We start from the raw sequence: 16,924 nt of genomic DNA on the forward strand, positions 1-16,924 counted from the left end.
GCATGACCGTACGGTTCCGTTATAGCGCCCGCCTGTTGTTGAGTCTGTGTACCGGTTGGGGAGCGCTCAGTCCCGTCTGGGCGTCCCAGGAGGCACTGAGCCTGACCGCCGCGTACGATGCCTCGCGCGTCAACGACCCGACTGTGCAATCGGCCGCCCATGCCTTTGAGGCGTCGACCCATGAAGAGGCGATTGGCCGCGGTGGCCTCTATCCGCAAGTGTCGCTGACCTCGCGCTACGGCTACGGCGGTCGTACCGATGGCGGCGATGACAGCAGTTACGTCAACAGTAACGATTACCAGTCGAACAATGTCACCCTGGCGGCGCAGCAACCGCTGTACGACAAGGGGCGCTGGGCGGCGTATCAGGAGGGCAAGGCGCGTGGGCAATTGGGTACCCAATTGTTCGACGTTGCCGGCCAGACACTGTACGACCGGGTTGCCAAAGGATACTTCGACGTTGCCCGGGCCGAGAACGAGATCAAGTTGATCGCCCAGCAAAAGGCCGCCATCAACGGGTTGGTGACGCAGAGCAAAAAACTCTACCAGGGCGGGCAGGGCGCGATCACCGATGCTGATGAAGCCCAGGCCCGGCTCGACCTGGTCGACGCCCAGGAGGCCGAGGCCCAGGCTCGTCGGGTGGCGGCGTTGCGGGCATTGTCCGGTCGCGCCAGTGTCGCCATCGATGACATCCAGGCGATGGACGAAGCGCTGCCCGCTGGCACGCCGATTCCGCCGGAACGGGATCTGTCGTACTGGACGGACATTGCCCGTGAAGCCAACCCCGAGCTGGCAGCGCGGCTGGCGGCGGTGAACGTCGCCGAGGCACAGGCCGACAGCCAACGCGCCGGGCATTATCCGACCTTGTCGCTGACCAGCCAGCTCAGTCGCCGGGAAAACCGTCAGTATCAGGAGCAAGACCCGCGACAGGATGCCTATTACGTGGGGGTTCAACTGGATATCCCGTTGTATAGCGGCGGTGCGGTGCGTGCGTCGGTGGCCAAGGCCGAGGCCCAGGTGGCCGGCGCCCAGTCCGATTATGATGTACAGCGCCAACAATTGGCCGAGGATATCGAGGCCGACTACCTGGGGGTGGTGGCCGGATTTGCCAAGAGCAAGGCCATGCAGCGGGCGGTGGAGTCCAATCAGCGGGCGCTGATCTCCACTCAAAAAGGTTTCCAGGGTGGCGTGCGGTCCACGGTGGATATTCTCGATGCCCAGCAGCGGGTGTTCCAGGCACGACGGGATTTGCTCAATACCAAGCTAGACATGCTGCAAAGCTATGTAAGCCTGCACACCCACACCGGCCAGATGAACCGGGCAGTCCTGGAGCAGGTGCAAAACCTGTTCTGAGCAATGTTCTGTGCCTGTCCTCGATATGTTTGAACGCTGCAAATCTCTGTGGGAGCGGGCTTGCCCGCGAAGGCGGTGGTTCAGCTCGCATCCATGCTGGATGTGCCATCGCTTTCGCGAGCAGGCTCGCTCCCACATTTTGATCTGTGGCCGTCCTCGGATTTTGGGCACGGCAGATCACCTGTGGGAGCGAGCCTGCTCGCGAAAGCGGTGGGTCAGCTTGCATCCCTGTGGGATGTACCGCCGTCATCGCGGGCAAGCCCGCTCCTACATTTTGATTGGTGGCCGAACTTGGATTTGTGGGCACGACAAACCACCTGTGGGAGCGGGCTTGCCCGCGATGGCGGTGGGTCAGCTTGCATCCCTGTTGGATGTGCCGCCGTCATCGCGGGCAAGCCCGCTCCCACATTCTGATTTGTGGTTGTCCTTGGATTTGTGGGCCTGGCAAACCACCTGTGGGAGCGGGCTTGCCCGCGATGGCGGCGGGTCGGTCAGCATCCCTGCTGAATGTACCACCGCTTCGCGAGCGGGCTCGCGCCTACAGGTGTTGACTCAAGCGGTGAAGTCGCTGGCGTGCAGCTCCTTGACCCCCACCAGTGCGAACTCGAACTCCGGAGTGGCGTCGGCGTTGACGCTGCCGTAGAGAATGCCATCGGCAAAGCGCAGCTGGCCGGTGGCGTTGGCAGGGTCGAACGCGTTGCTGCCGATGAAGGTGAAGGCATCGACAGTGGCGGTCAACGGGTTGGCGTCCAGGCCGGTGAAATCCAGGTGATCGCCCTCAGTGGTCTTGAAGCCATTGATCACATCGCGCAAATCCCCAATACCCATGTCCGACAGCGAACCAAATGCGTAGGTGTCCGCACCCGTGCCACCGGTGAGCGTGTCGGTGCCTGCTCCGCCGATCAAGCGATCATCGCCGGAACCGCCCACCAACGTATCGTTGCCCGCACCGCCGTTGAGTACGTTCGCCGCGCTGTTGCCCGACAGACTGTCGGCATAGGCACTGCCCGTCAGGTTTTCGAAGAACTTCAGGGTGTCGAGCCCGGAACCCACGGTGTTTTGCTGCGCTGACGTCGAGAGCGTGACGGTGACACCGGACAGGGCGCGTTCGAAAGACACGGTGTCATTACCCTCGCGCCCGTCCAGCACATTGTTGCCCGCTGCGGCGAACAGTGTGTTGTCCAACGCATTGCCCGTACCGTTGGCGGCGCCGGTGCTATCGATATACAGGTTTTCGACATTGGCACTGAGGGTGTAGGCCGCCAAACTGCTGTGCACGCTGTCGATCCCTCCTGGCACCGGATTGCCTTGGGTCTCGATCACGCTGTCGTCGACGTTGTCGACATAGTAGGTGTCGTTGCCGTCGCCGCCACTCATGCTGTCGGCCCCTGCGCCACCATTGAGCATGTTGGCGGCGGCATTGCCGGTGATGAAGTTACGCAGCTCATTACCGTTACCGTCGATCTCCGACACACCGGTAAGCACCAGATTTTCCAGATTGGCGCCCAAGGTCCAACTGACCGAGGCCTGTACCGTATCGATCTGCGCGGGTGAGGTGTTGGTCTCAACCACGCTGTCGGATGCGTTATCGACCACATAGATGTCATTGCCGTCGCCACCGGTCATGGTGTCGGCACCCAGGTCGCCATCCAGGGTGTCGTTGCCTGAGCTGCCCACCAGGGTATCGGCCTGGTCAGTACCGGAGATCATCCCGCCCTGGTTTTGAGCGTTGTCGAAAATCGCCTGAACACTATTGTTGTCGCTGGGGTTGCCCTGGAAGCCAAGGTCACCGGCGATGTAGTCGGCCAGGCGCTGGCCGACGATTTCCGCCGATTCCTCATGCAGGTGCCAGACGTCGTCGGGATACACCAGCGGATCGACTTCATAACGCAAAGGCAGGTCGGTGTAGTCCACCGCCAGCTTGACGTCGGCACGCTCGGCGGCGATTTGTTCCTGGACTGCGCGAACGTAGCCGACGCCCTCGACGATGGCGGCAATCTTCTCTGGCGCATAACCACGGGCGCGCGCCGCATCCTCCTGGTAGTGGCCGGTTTCCATCATGTACACGCTGAAACTGCCGAACTGGGTATGCAGGTAGTCAAACACCTTCAGGGTTGCGGCCTTGTAGGCCGCGGCTGCCGCGGTTTTGTCGGTGGCGCGGCCGATCTCCTGGGCGGCTTCTTCGCCCTGTCCCCAAATGATGCCCATGCTGACGTTATCGATCGATTGCAGTTCGCTAAGTTGGTCCCCCAGCAACGCGACGGCACGCAACAGCGCGGGTCCGGGTTGGTCGGTGTCGGTCAACCACCAGCACAACTTGAGCTCCTCTACGCCCAAGGTCGACAGGCCGTTGACCGTGCTGCCACCTACCGCGATGTCGATGCCGTTGCCATCGGCATCGGTAAACTGGCTGCGCACGTCATAAGGCGTGTAGCGGTCCAGGTCCTTGACCAGCATCGAGGTGCCGGACTGATCGTCGTCCTCGGTCATGCGCAACAGGCGCGCATTGGATTGACCGAGGGTGGGCAGGTAGAGGATGTCCTGTTGCGCGCGCTCGCCGAACACGAAGTCGCTGGCGGTCAGGGTGTTGAGGCAATTGCCATTGAGGGCAATCTCGAAGCGGTTGCCGTCGGCATCCGCTGCGGCGGACTTGACGTAGGTCTTGTCGCCAGCGGCGTTAAGGGTCATGTACAGCGTGCCATTGCTGCCGTCGCCGAGACCGAGAAAGCCAAGGCCCGACACATCGATCTTGTCGACGCCCACGGTGAAGTCATACAGGGTGTCGGTGGCGGTGATGCCGCCGGTGTCGTAGTCACGGTAGCTGTCGAGCACGTTGGTGTAGCGGAAGGTGTCGGCGCCATCGCCTCCGTACAGCGAGTCGCGCCCAGCGCCACCGTCAAGGATGTCCGCGCCGGTGCCGGCCTTGATGGTGTCATTGCCTCCCAGGCCAAGGATCAGGTCCGCGCCCGCCGTGCCGTTGAGGGTTTCGGCATTGTTGGTGCCGGCGATGGTAGTAGCCGGCGCATCGGCCACCGCCAGGGCGAAGCTGTCGCTGACCGAGGCGCCCGATGGATCGGTGGCCTTGACCAGGACGTTGTAATTGCCGGACGCCGTGCTCAGCGGCGTGCCGCTGAACGAAAGGCTGGTGGCGTTGAAACTCAGCCAGGCAGGCAGGGCGCTGCCGTCGGCCAGGGTCGCGGTATAGACCAATGCATCCTGGTTGGCGTCGGTGAAGCTGTCACGGGCCACCGTGTAACTGAATGGTGTGCTTTCGGTGGCGTTCTGGTCGAGCAGGGGAATGGCCACCACCGGCGCGACATTGCTCGAGGTGTTCTGGCCGGCGAAGACAAAATGACTCGCCGTCAGACTGCTCACCAGGTTGCCCGCCATCGACACTTCGAAGCGGTTGCCGTTGGCGTCGACGGTGAGGTCCTTGAGGTAAGTGCGGTTGGTCGACGCGCTGTAGGTCAGTTGCAGGGTGCCATTCAGACCGTTGCCCAGGGCCGTGTAGCCAAGCGCCGCCACATCGATCTTGTCGGCGGTCACGTCGAAATCGAGGATCTGGTCGCTGACGCTGGCGGAACTGGTGCGGTAGCTGTCGAGTGACGAGGTGTAGCGGAACACATCGGCACCCGCGCCGCCGGTGAGCTTGTCCGCCCCCGCGCCACCCACCAGGATATCGTTGCCCGCGCCGCCATTGAGCGTGTCGTTGCCGGCGCCACCGAACAGTTGTTCATTGGCAGCGGTGCCGGTCAGGGTGTCATTGTTCGGCGTGCCGTTGATCTGCGTGGAAGAGGCCGGCACATCCTGCACCGCAAGGGTAAAGCTGTCGCTGACCGTGGCGTTGCTGCCATCCGTCGCGGTGACCTGGATAGAGTAAGTGCCCGATGCGGTATCGCTCGGTGTTCCGCTGAACGTACGCGTCGCTGCATCGAACGTCAGCCAGGCGGGCAGGGCGCTGCCATCGGCCAGTTTGGCGATGTAGCTGAGGCTGTCGTTATCCGGATCGGTGAAGCTGGTGGCCGGCACCACGTAGCTGAACGGGGTGCTTTCCGTGGCGTTCTGATCGAGCAGGGGGGTAGCCAGCACCGGCGCCTGGTTGGTCGTAGACGCCGTGGCGAAGACAAAGTTGGCGCTGGTCAGCTTGTCCAGGTAGTTGCCAGTGAGCGTCACTTCGAAACGGTTACCATCGGCGTCGGCGGCCAGCGACTTGATGTAGGTCTTGGTGCCGGTACTGTTGAGCGCCAGGTACACGGTGTTGTTCTTGCCATCGCCCAGGCCGGTAAAACCAATGGCCGAGAGGTCGATCTTGTCGGCGCTGATATCGAAATCGGTGATCACGTCGCTGAGGTTGGCGCCGCCGGTGTTGTAGTTGCGATAACTGTCCATGCGGCTGGAGAACACAAAAGTGTCCGCCCCGGCACCACCGGAAAGGCTGTCCATGCCGGCGCCGCCGTCAAGCTTGTCATCGCCCGCGCCACCAGCCAGGCTGTCGTTGCCTGCCAGGCCAAGCAAGGTGTCGGCCGAATCGCTGCCCGACAACGCGTCACTGGCGCTGGTGCCGGTGACCACGCGATTGAAGATGAAATTGCTGGCGGTCAGGGTGCTGGCGAGGTTGCCCGAGAGAATCAGCTCGAAGCGATTGCCGCTGGCGTCGGCGTCGTAGTCCTTGATGTAGGTACGGTCATTGCTGGCGTTGTAGCTGACCTGCAAGGTGCCGCCACGGCCATTGCCCAGGCCGGTGAAACCGAGGCCGGCGAGGTCGATCTTGTCCTGGGTAACGTCGAAGTCGGTGATCGTGTCATCGAAGCTTGCGGTGGCGTTGCGGTAACTGTCGGACTGCGCGGCGAAACGGAAGGTATCGGCGCCGGTACCGCCCGTGAGTTTGTCGATGCCCGCACCGCCCACCAGAATGTCGCTACCGGCGCCACCGTTGATGGTGTCGTTACCGGCTGCGCCGAAGAAGATCTCGCTGGCGGCGCTGCCCAGCAGGGTGTCGTTGCCAGCCGTGCCTTGCACAGTGGTCATCGGCACCGTGGCACTGGCGTAGCTGCCGTCGCCATAGACAAGCGTCGCGCCTTTGCTGGTGTGGCTGATGGTGTTGCCGACGATGGCGTTGCGATCGGTGCCGTTTTCATTGCGCTCTGCGACGCCGTAGGTCGACAGGTCGCTGCCGCTGATGATGTTGCCCTGGATCGTATTGTCACTGCCGTTGAAGTACTTGCCGGACACGCCCAGGGTGTCGTCGTAGGACTGGATGATGATTTCCGGAACGGGGTTGCCCAGGGAGTTGTTGTTGAGCGTGTTGTCGATGATCTCGACGTGGTTGCTGCCGTAGATGCGCACCCCGGCGCTGGCGTTGTCGTGGATATCGACGCCAGTGACCGTCACCTCGCTGGACAGCTTGATCAGCACCCCTTCGGCGCCGTTGCCGTACACCTCGCCACCGGTAATGGTGATATTGCTCGGGGAGGGGATGTCCTCGCTGCCGCGCTGCACCACGATGCCATTGCCGCCGTTGTCGTAGGCAATGTTATTGGTCAGGGTGAAGTCGTGGGTGCTGGTAACGACGTTGAAACCGTGGCGGTCGTTGTCGTAGGCGATGTTGTTTTCAAAGGTGCTGTCGCTCAGGAAGTCAGCGACGAAGCCGTCCAGGCCGTTGCCATGGGACACGCTGTTCTTGATGACCATGTTGACGGTCTGCTCGTGGGGGTCGAAACCGTACCCGGAGCAATCCTTGATCTCGACGCTGTCGAGGGTGACGTTGGAATCGTAGCCTTCTTCGCCGGGAATGTAGCCGTTGAACCAACCGTCGACCTTGCCCGTGGTGTTGTCGCGGTTGCCGTCGATGGTGAGATTACTGACCCCGAAATCGTGGGTTTCCTCACCATAGGCGGAGCGGATAACACCCGTGATCTTGGTGTCGGAGCCGTCGGCCACCTTGACGTTGGTGACGCCCATGCCGTCGCCGTACAGGTAGACGTTGCTCTTGAGCATCAGGCAACCGTCTGAGGGTTCCGTGCCTGCGGAAACGATGTAGGTTCCGGCTGGCATATACACCTGACCGCCACCTGCAGCAGCTGCCGCATCAATGGCACTCTGTATCGCCGCTGTGTCGTTGGTACTTCCATCGCCTTTCGCGCCAAAATTTTGTACGTTGAATATCATTAACTTATCTCCGTAACAGGCTAAACCGCAGCGCACGCCAATATTCCATCGACGATCAGCTTGTTAGGACTCGGAGGAACGCGAAAGTTATGACCGCATATCGGAAGTACGGGAAAAGCACGAATATAAATGATCAGTGGTCGGAACGGCCTTTGCTGGAAAGGCCGTTCTCTTGACGTTGCCGGGGGGCGGCAAACCCCCTATTTGCAGTTGCCTGCCTTTCGATATCCCGCCGCCTGAGCTTCAGATTCTGACGTGAAGGAGACCTGATTTTTCGCGGACACCTGAGCATAGCCAGGGCATCCGATGGAGAGGTGGTAGACCTGGCTATTTCGGTTGCCAATGATCAAGCCTGCGCCGGTCGCGCTGGCCAAGGTTGGCTGGGCTGCTGTTCGCGGAGGATTAGCAGGAATGGCGCTAACCACCCCATCACCCACTGCCTTGTATCCTTGCGACCATCGACGCTCGCCCGTTACGAATGGATTGGAGTGCCCCATGATCGCTGCAATGCGTCGATCCCGCTCTATTTCCCAGGACGATACCGGGTACTGCTTGTCCCAAGCCATCAGTAGCTGTTGCTGCTGACGTGACATGCTCAGTTTGTATCTGTCGAACATGTAAAAGGTTGTTCGGGCAACCAGCCCTTTAACCTCGTCACGCGGTTCCGCAGCCTGTTGGTCGAAATCCACCCGCGTCTTGCATTGGCCGTACTGCGGCGCTATCCCGGCGGCCATGCCGTAGTTGAAATTACTCCGGTCGCCGTTCACCTCTCCAACCGATGGGTACAGGTTGAACAGGTCTGCTTCCATTGCCCGAAACACAGGATCATCGTCCACACAGTGCTCGCGCCCGCCGTTCTTCCAGCATTGGCGTTGGTTACCGAACGTCCAGGCGGGAACGATGTGTTCCCACTCAGTCCGTTGCGCACGATTCTCTTGTTTCCTGGCCTTCAGGCCGCATGACTCGGCGTCGATACGACCACCCGACTTACCCACCCACGTCCATTTGCAACCGCAATACAGCTCGCCCATGGCGCTGTTCGCCTGGTCGAGGTAGATCTTCTGCTTTGCGATGACCTTGGCTTCGGAGAAGGTCGATGGAGGACTGGAAAAGGCGGGGGTAATGATCGAGAGCGACAGCGCTACGATGGCAAGCAGTTTTTTCATTGGACAGCTTAAGCGATTGAAAGGAAACGCATTATACGCACGACTCGATGGCGAGGGATGGAGAAGGAGAAGACCCCACTGAGGGGAAGGCAGAGGCGCCCAGCCAAGGCTGGGCGCCATTTGACTCAGCCGGTATGGTGACTCTTGGCAAGGCGGTACACGGATGTGTTGATCCCTTCGAAGCGCGCCTTCAGCTGCAGCGCCAGATACAGCGAATAGTGCCGTGATTGATGCAGGTTGCCGCCGTGGAACCAGAGGTTTTCCTGCTGGGTTGGCTTCCACATGTTCCGCAGTTCGCCCTCGTAGGGGCCAGGATCATTCGTGGTTCCGGAACCCAAGCCCCAGCAACGACCGACCTTGTCAGCGACTTCCTGGGAAATCAGCTTCGCCGCCCAACCATTCATTGAACCATAGCCCGTGGCGTAGACGATCAGATCGGCCGGTAGCCGGCTGCCATCGTTGAGCACGACGGCATCCGCTTCGATGCGTTCGACACCCAGGCCAGGCGCGCTCTTGAGCTTGATCGTGCCGTTGGCGATCAGTTCAGAGGCGCCGACGTCGATGTAGTAACCAGAACCACGGCGTACGTACTTCATGAAAAGACCGGACTCGTCGTCGCCGAAATCGAGCATGAAGCCGGCCTTGGCCAAGCGCTCGTAGAAGTCCTTGTCACGCTCCTTGATCGCATCAAAGATGGGTTGATGAAAGCTTGGCATGACCTTGTAGGGGATCGAGGCGAACAGCATGTCAGCCTTGTCCGTGGTCAAACCCGATTCCACGGCGTCTTCGGAGTAGAGCCCGCCGAAGACGAGGTCCATCAAACTGTCGGAACGCACGATGTGGGTGCTGGAGCGCTGCACCATGGTCACCTCGGCGCCGTTCTCCACCAGGTCGGCGCAGATGTCGTGAGCCGAATTGTTCGCACCGATGACCACCGCGCGCTTGCCGCGCCAGGCGTCTCCGCCGGGATGGCGGCTGGAATGATGCTGCTGGCCATTGAAAGCCTCGGCACCTGGATAACTGGGCACATTGGGTACCCCAGACATGCCGGTGGCGAGGATCAACTGGGTCGGCTGCAAAGTCAGACGCTCGCCATCGCGCCGCACTTCAACCTTCCAGGTGCCACTTTGTTCGTCAAAGCTGGCGCTCACGCATTCTGTGCGCGGCCAATAATTGAGCTCCATGACTTTGGTGTACATTTCCAGCCAGCCGCCAATCTGGTCTTTCGGGGTGAAGACCGGCCAGTGATCGGGGAAGGGCAGGTAGGGCATGTGGTCGTACCAGACAGGGTCGTGCAAACACAGCGACTTGTAGCGACCGCGCCACTGATCGCCAGGCCGTTCGGCCTTGTCGACGATCAGGGTTGGCACGCCCATTCGCTTGAGCCGTGCTGCGAGCCCCAACCCGCCCTGGCCGCCGCCCACGATCAGGCAGTACGGTTGGGTGGTGATGCCGAGCGCGGCTTCTTCATCACGACGGCGCTCCAGCCAGTTGCGTTTGTCGGCATGGGCGTGACCATGACTGGCCCCCATTGGGCGACGGCGGCCGCTGGGTTCTTCATAACCCTTGAGCTCACGCATGGTCGTCAGCAGCGTCCAGCACAAGCCGTCCTTCAGGCGCACGTAGCCTTTACCTCGCGCCGCGTCGGTTTCCAGGCTGATCCAGCCTTCGAGCACACCGTTGCTCAGCGTTGCCTCACCTTCCAGCTTCCATCGCCCGGGACGAGTCTGCTCGAGGCGCGTTTCGAGCATATCCCGGATGGCAGGCTTGCCTTCCAAGGTCACCAGGTTCCAGCTGAAAAGTAGCAGGTCCCGCCAGTGACACTCCTCGGCAAACAATTGCAACGCGCCATCCACATCACGTTGGGCGAGACACTCGCCGAGGTTTTCGACCCAAGCCGCGAGCTGGGCAGTTGGCGTTTGCAGGGGTGTTTCGACAGCGATGTTCATGGAGCCTCTCCCGATCTTGTTGTTTTGGTAACGAGTTGACCTGGAGCAAGGACGGGGCCATGTTCACGAAACCCTTGTTGCAGAGCGGCTGGTGCGGTATTTCCCGGGTCTTGATCAGGTTTCATGTCACGAATTCGGGAATGGCGGATGACAGAGTGTCACGCGGCGCAAAAAACGCTCGTTGCAGTCTTTTCATATAAGCTGCGAATAGACCCGTGTCCTGACCGTAGCGGAGTACAAGAACAATGAAGCCGGCTTTGATCAACGCCCATGCACAACAAGTGCTGCAAGCTGTGCAGGGCACTGTCGCCAGCCACAGTCCCGTTGCTGACCTGGCCATCACGCGATCCTGGCGCCGATGCCTGGATCAGTATCAGCTCGATCCCGCCAGCCGCCGCGCACCGAATGTGGTTGAACAAGCACGCTTGCAGGATCACCGTGCGCCCCTGGAACACATCATTGCCGTGGCGCACTGGCAGATGAACAGTTTGCACCAACAGCTTGGGCGGGACGGCCACGTGGTACTGCTCACCGATGCTCGCGGTGTGGCGATCGACAGTGTGTTCAACGAATCGGAACGCGCCGATGCCCAGCGCTCCGGGCTGTGGCTCGGCTCGGTGTGGAGTGAAGATTGTGAAGGCACCAACGGTGTCGGCACCTGCCTGGTCGAGCGCCAACATGTGACCATCCGTCGAGATGAGCATTTCCGTGGCAAACACGTCGGCCTGACCTGTTCGGCCAGCCCGATATTCGATGCCAGTGGAGAATTGCTTGCCGTGCTCAACCTCTCTTCTGCAAGGGATGACCACAGTCTTCAGCAACACTTCCAGGCCATGGCATTGACCAACCTGTCAGCCAAGTTGATCGAGAACTGTTTTTTCCTGGGGCATGATCCGCAGCGATACTTGCTGCGTTTCCATCCTGAGGCCGGCTTCGTTGGGCTGCTGGGTGAAGGGCTGCTCAGTTTCGACGAGGGCGCCCGTATCTGTTCCATCAACCACGCGGCGCTGGACCTGCTGGGCCTCAGCCGTGATCAAGTGATCGGGCAATCTCTGACGATGCTGCTGGAAACACCTATCGATCAGGTGATGAGTCAGGCCAGCGCCCAGCCGAGTGTCTGTTGGCCAATGCGGCTGGTGGACGGGCGCCTGCTCTACGGGCAGTTGCGAGAACCCCTGCGCCAGGTGCCTTTGGTCACTCCGGCTATCCCCAAGATCAACGATGTGCGCGTGTGCCTGGAAGACCCGCGCCTGCAACGCGGCTTTGCTCGCGCATTGCGTGTTTTGGAACGTGACGTTCCGGTGTTCCTGCAGGGCGAAACCGGTACTGGCAAAGAAGCCTTTGCGGCGGCGCTGCATCGCGCCAGCGCCAGGGCGAGCCAGCCGTTTGTGGCGATCAATTGCGCGGCCATTCCAGAAACGCTGATCGAGAGCGAACTGTTCGGCTATCGCGGCGGCAGCTTCACCGGTGCACGCAAGGACGGGATGATCGGTAAGCTGGAACAGGCCCATGGCGGCATTCTATTTCTCGATGAGATCGCCGATATGCCACTGGCGTTACAGACTCGCCTGCTGCGGGTGCTGGAGGAGCGTGAAGTGGTGCCGCTAGGCAGCTCGACGGCGCGTCCCCTCGACGTACGCCTTATCAGTGCCAGCCACCAGGATCTGCAGACCTGTGTGGCCGAAGGGCGCTTTCGCGAAGATCTGTTTTATCGCATCGCCGGATTCGCCGTGCAGCTGCCGCCGTTGCGCGAACGATCAGACAAAGGCAGTGTGCTCGACCTGCTGCTGCGCGAAGAGACCAAAGGTGCAAGGATTCGGCTGGAGGCAGGCGTCAGGGATCGCTTGCTGAAACAGCCGTGGCCGGGCAATGTCCGGCAGTTGCGTACGTGTTTGCGCACACTGGTGGCGTTGGCGTTGGAGGGACGTGTCACCCTGGACGACTTGGCAGAGTTGCTGCCGGAACCGCCAGCGACCGCCGCGCTGGCTGAAAATCCGCTTGGGGTATCCGAACGGCAGACGCTGCTGACGTTGATTGAGGCAGAACACTGGCATATCGCCCATGTTGCCGCACGCCTGGGGATTAGCCGCAATACGCTCTATCGCAAACTGCGTCAGCACGGTATTTCCCGACCCGGTTGAACCGGGCGCGCTCATGCTGTTCAGAACACCTTGATCGGTACGTTGACGATAAGCCTGAACTCATCAAGGTTGCCTTCCAGTTGATACTCGCTGGCACGGTGCGTGGAGTAACTGGTGATCAGGTTGATGTTCTTGAAGGTGCCGGATTGCACGGTATAGCTGGCATTGACGCCCACTTCATAATGGCTGTCACCCCGTTGCTTGAGTACCGAGTTGTAGATGCCGTTTGGCCCACCGTTGTAATGACTGCCGTCGATGTCCATGCCCTTGATGTACCAGAGCGTGGTCTTGAGACCAGGCAGGCCATAAGCGACCCAATCGTTGTTGTAGAACACTCCGATCGAGCGCTCATTGGGGCCGTTGAAGAAGGACATCATGGTATTGGGCAGGTTGATGGCATTGGATTCGTAGGGATAGTCGAAATATTCGTCGCCCTTGATTTGCTGCATGCCGATCTTCAGCGAGTGGTTGCGCCATTGGGGCGTGATACCAAGGCCGTAGGCCTGCTGGTCGATATTGCCGCCGATTTCGCGACCACTCGACCGGGTGTTATACGCATCCAGTTGCACATCGACGTTAACCGGTCCCCAGTGGGTTTTCATGCCGAGGCCCACGTACTCGCGATCCCAGATATCGTCGAAGCGAGAGACATAGGCGCTGCTGCGCCAGCCAGCGCTCGACACATAGTCGGCCCCGGCGTAAGCGTTAAAGTCACTGGTGACCAGCGGCGAACCGTAAGTGGGAGTCAAGTCCTGACTTCCAGCTCCCGTACGCGGCGAACCCTTGTCGAAATAGCCAGACTTGATCGTCAAGCCTTCGATGTCACGGCTTTCCAGGGACACTCCATCGAACGATGACGGCAATGTACGGGTGTCGGTGTAGGACATCATCGGTGTCCTGACTTGCTGCCTGCCCACCTTGAGCAGTGTGTTGGCAACTTTGAACTTCAGCGCCGCGATACCGAGCTTGCTCCAGTCATCGACCACATCGCCGTCCTTGTCCACCAACATTCGATTGCTGCCGCCTGCCGCCGCTGTCCGGCTGCGCTCCAGCGCGACTGCCGAGAAGGTTGAAAGATCCAGCCCAAACTTCACCGGCCCTTCAGTAAAGCCGGAGACGAAGTCGAGTCTGAAACCTTCCAGCCAGGCGGTCCGGTCACGCAGCTTGCGCACGCCGTCGGGGGTCGGCAATTTGAAATACGTGGCCTTATGGCCAACTTCGTGTGAATACCAGTGTCGGGTATTAAGTGTCAGTGAACTGTCTTCCAGAAACCCTTGTTCCCGGGCATTGACCTGAGAAGTAGAAACGGCGGCTGCCAGCGAGCCAGCGGTGAAAAGCGCCAAATTACCTTTGCGATACATAGACTTTGCCTGTTGTTGTTTTTAGGGCAGATAAGAAGAAAGTCGCCGAGTAATCGTTATGAAGTTGTTGCGCGGGCAGGGCGTGGCCCGACTTGTCCAGCAGGCCGCAAGCGGCTTGCTGGTGATCGTTCGGATATTGGGTTGTTGGTTTAGCGGTTCGAGTCACCAAGCATCGATGAAGACGCCATCCGAGCCTGCGGTATCAGTCGAGGAAATCCTTCACAAGTTTCAGCCAGCAGTCAGAACCGATGCGAATCAGCTGGTCATTGAAGTCGTAGTGGGGGTTATGCACCGAGCAGCCATGAAACTCGCCTTCGCCGTTACCCAGGAAGAAGTAGCAGCCGGGAACCTCGGTCAGCATCCAGGCGAAATCTTCTGTTGCCATGATCTTCGCCGCGTGTGGCAACAAGTGGCCGGGCTTGAACAGTGGCGCCAGGCTTTGGCGAAGCATCTGCGTTTGCGTCACGCTATTGACGAGCGCTGGCGCCAGTTGCGTGGTTTCAAGTTCGACTTTGACGCCGAACGTTAATTCATGACCTTGGGCGATTTGCGCCAGGCGCTGATTGATTTTGCCTTCGGTCTGCGCAGTGTCGGTACGCACGCTGATCAGCATCGATGCCGTGTCGGGAATGATGTTGTAGACACTGCCAGCTTCGACCATGCCGATGCTGATCACGGCGTGTTCATCGACGCAGAGATTGCGCGACTTCACTGTCTGGATCGCGTTGATCATGCTGGCCAGCACCGGTATCGGATCGACGGCGCGCTCGGGCATTGCGCCATGGCCGCCGCGACCTTTGATCAACACGCGCACGCATTCCGAAGAGGCCATGGTCGGACCTTCCTGGGCCACAGCGGTGCCCACCGGTATTCCCGGCAAGTTGTGCAAGGCAAAGATCGCGTCACAAGGAAAACGGGTGAAAAGGCCGTCGTCCATCATGGCCTTGGCTCCACCCAGACCTTCTTCGTCAGGTTGAAAAATCAGGTTAAGCGTGCCATTGAAGTCCGACGACTGAGAGATTCGCCACGCGGCTGCCAACAGGATGGCAGTGTGGCCGTCGTGGCCGCAGGCGTGCATGCGGCCCTCGATCTGGCTGGCATGGGCGAAGCGGTTTTTCTCCTGCATTGGCAGGGCATCCATGTCGGCACGCAAGCCCAAGCGGCGAGTGCCGTTGCCTCGGCGCAGTACGCCGACCACGCCATGCCCGCCGATACCCCGATGTACTTCGTAGCCCCAGCTTTCCAGCTTGCTGGCCACCAACTCGGCGGTCAGCGGGGTATGCGCACCCAGTTCCGGGTTTTGGTGGATGTCCCGGCGCAATTGGATAAAAGCGTCCAGGTCCAGTTCGGCAAGGGGCCGGGTTTGGTTTATTGCATTCATCAGGTCACTCCCGACCAGGGTTTTCGGGGAATACCGCCAGGCACGCCAGACTGAGGGCGCCGCCGGCGAGCAGGTACAGGGCCGGTGCCTGGGGGGTATCCAGGGCCGACGTAAGCCATGTGGCGATCAAAGGGGAAAAACCACCGAACAACGTGACGCCGAAGCTGTAGCTGACGGCGGTGCCCAGGGCCCGACGATTTTTTGGAAAGGCTTCCATGATCAGGGCGAAGAAGGCACCCGAACCGATACAGCCAGGCAGTACCAGAATCGCTATGACGAACATCGCCACGAACAAATCGGTGCTCAAACTGAGCACATGGAACGCTGGCCACGCCAGCAACACGGGCAAGGTGATGGTCCAGGCCAGCAGTTTCTTGCGCAGGCCGTGGCGATCGGCAAAACGTCCTGCCAGAGGCGTAATGACTGCCAGGCAGGCACTTGCCACGCAGGCGATAGCCAAGGCACTGCGTTGCGGGTAACCCAGGGTGACCGTCAGGTAGGCGGGCATATAGAAAATGAACAGGTAGATGCCGATGGTGGCGCTGGCCATCAGGCCGATCGCCAGCAGGGTGTGACGCAGATCGATGTGATCGCGCAGTCGACCATCGCGCTTGGCAGGTTCGGCTTCATGGGTTTCCGGCAGGCAGCGACGGATGTACCAGCCTAGCGGTCCGATGAGCAGCCCCAGCACAAAGGGGATGCGCCAGCCCCAGCTTTCAAGGTCTTCGGCGCTCAACGCGTTGTTGAGCAATAAACCCAGACCTGCGCCTACCATGGCCGCGTAGCCCTGGCTGGCCGCTTGCCAACTCACATTGCGGCAGCGATTTGCGCTAGCGCTGGACTCCATCAGATACACCGATGCGGTGCCGATTTCTCCGCCAGCGGAAAAGCCCTGGGTGAGGCGACCTGCCACCAGCATCAAGGTGCCGAACAAACCTATGTCCTGGTAGGAAGGCGCGAAGGCAATCATCGCTGTGCCGAAGGTCATCAGACTGATGGTGAGGCTCAAGGCGGCCTTGCGACCACGGCGGTCGGCAAAGCGGCCAATCACGAGTGCGCCCACCGGTCGCATGAGAAAACCCACGCCAAAGGTGGCCAGCGACATCAGTAGCGATGCCATGGCCGACTGTGCGGGGAAGAAGTTCTTGGCGATCACCACGGCAAAGAAGCTGTAGATCGTGAAGTCATACATTTCCAGGGCATTGCCTAGGGCGCAGGCGACGGTGGCTTTCCTGGAACCGATCACGGAGGGCGTTGCGGCGCAAGGGAGGGGAGACGCTTGCAGAGTTGTCATCGATTGATCCTGTGACAGTTTTGTTGTGGCCTGAATATCCGGCAAACATTGTCACTGCGCACTTGCGCTTTTTTTCGATGATTAACCGTTGGTTATGATGCCGGGACGCGGT

General features: G+C 60.3%; 8 protein-coding genes. 2 read left to right on the top strand and 6 right to left on the bottom strand.

Annotated elements, in window-relative coordinates; translation table 11 throughout:
* The first annotated feature begins 2 nt into the window (after positions 1 to 2).
* On the top strand, positions 3 to 1,352 hold the full coding sequence (locus tag CGA21_RS06945; protein ID WP_188263847.1) for a TolC family outer membrane protein: 1,350 nt from the start codon (positions 3 to 5) through the stop codon (positions 1,350 to 1,352).
* A 552-nt stretch (positions 1,353 to 1,904) separates the two neighbouring features.
* Here the strand turns inward: CGA21_RS06945 and CGA21_RS06950 are convergent.
* The 3 genes from CGA21_RS06950 to CGA21_RS06960 all read right to left on the bottom strand — a co-directional run bounded on the left by CGA21_RS06950 (position 1,905) and on the right by CGA21_RS06960 (position 10,635).
* Positions 1,905 to 7,520: a putative Ig domain-containing protein gene (locus CGA21_RS06950; protein WP_188263848.1), complete on the bottom strand. Its 5,616-nt coding sequence runs from the start codon at positions 7,518 to 7,520 to the stop codon at positions 1,905 to 1,907.
* A gap of 200 nt (positions 7,521 to 7,720) precedes the next feature.
* Positions 7,721 to 8,686, bottom strand: a complete 966-nt coding sequence (locus CGA21_RS06955) for an endonuclease (protein WP_110754866.1) — start codon at positions 8,684 to 8,686, stop codon at positions 7,721 to 7,723.
* A gap of 125 nt (positions 8,687 to 8,811) precedes the next feature.
* Positions 8,812 to 10,635, bottom strand: a complete 1,824-nt coding sequence (locus tag CGA21_RS06960) for an NAD(P)/FAD-dependent oxidoreductase (protein WP_188263849.1) — start codon at positions 10,633 to 10,635, stop codon at positions 8,812 to 8,814.
* A gap of 245 nt (positions 10,636 to 10,880) precedes the next feature.
* Between CGA21_RS06960 and CGA21_RS06965 the strand changes: the two genes are divergently transcribed.
* Positions 10,881 to 12,776, top strand: a complete 1,896-nt coding sequence (locus tag CGA21_RS06965; RefSeq protein ID WP_110754864.1) for a sigma-54-dependent Fis family transcriptional regulator — start codon at positions 10,881 to 10,883, stop codon at positions 12,774 to 12,776.
* Between the two features lie 20 nt (positions 12,777 to 12,796).
* Here CGA21_RS06965 and CGA21_RS06970 read toward each other — a convergent pair whose 3' ends face one another.
* The 3 genes from CGA21_RS06970 to CGA21_RS06980 all read right to left on the bottom strand — a co-directional run bounded on the left by CGA21_RS06970 (position 12,797) and on the right by CGA21_RS06980 (position 16,812).
* Positions 12,797 to 14,137, bottom strand: a complete 1,341-nt coding sequence (locus CGA21_RS06970) for an OprD family outer membrane porin (RefSeq protein ID WP_188263850.1) — start codon at positions 14,135 to 14,137, stop codon at positions 12,797 to 12,799.
* A 202-nt stretch (positions 14,138 to 14,339) separates the two neighbouring features.
* Positions 14,340 to 15,518, bottom strand: coding sequence for an amidohydrolase (locus CGA21_RS06975; RefSeq protein ID WP_188263851.1), 1,179 nt, complete (start codon positions 15,516 to 15,518; stop codon positions 14,340 to 14,342).
* A 4-nt stretch (positions 15,519 to 15,522) separates the two neighbouring features.
* The gene (locus CGA21_RS06980; RefSeq protein WP_188263852.1) at positions 15,523 to 16,812 is read right to left on the bottom strand and encodes an MFS transporter; all 1,290 of its coding nucleotides are present in this window, start codon (positions 16,810 to 16,812) and stop codon (positions 15,523 to 15,525) included.
* Positions 16,813 to 16,924 lie beyond the last annotated feature (112 nt).

The organism is Pseudomonas sp. PSB11, from assembly GCF_014596605.1.
Taxonomy (GTDB): Bacteria; Pseudomonadota; Gammaproteobacteria; order Pseudomonadales; family Pseudomonadaceae; genus Aquipseudomonas; species Aquipseudomonas umsongensis.

Coding starts and splice junctions, on each gene's coding strand:
- CGA21_RS06960 (WP_188263849.1), bottom strand. CDS start 10,635: ATGAACATCGCTGTCGAAACACCCCTGCAAACGCCAACTGCCCAGCTC.
- CGA21_RS06955 (WP_110754866.1), bottom strand. CDS start 8,686: ATGAAAAAACTGCTTGCCATCGTAGCGCTGTCGCTCTCGATCATTACC.
- CGA21_RS06970 (WP_188263850.1), bottom strand. CDS start 14,137: ATGTATCGCAAAGGTAATTTGGCGCTTTTCACCGCTGGCTCGCTGGCA.
- CGA21_RS06965 (WP_110754864.1), top strand. CDS start 10,881: ATGAAGCCGGCTTTGATCAACGCCCATGCACAACAAGTGCTGCAAGCT.
- CGA21_RS06980 (WP_188263852.1), bottom strand. CDS start 16,812: ATGACAACTCTGCAAGCGTCTCCCCTCCCTTGCGCCGCAACGCCCTCC.
- CGA21_RS06975 (WP_188263851.1), bottom strand. CDS start 15,518: ATGAATGCAATAAACCAAACCCGGCCCCTTGCCGAACTGGACCTGGAC.
- CGA21_RS06950 (WP_188263848.1), bottom strand. CDS start 7,520: ATGATATTCAACGTACAAAATTTTGGCGCGAAAGGCGATGGAAGTACC.
- CGA21_RS06945 (WP_188263847.1), top strand. CDS start 3: ATGACCGTACGGTTCCGTTATAGCGCCCGCCTGTTGTTGAGTCTGTGT.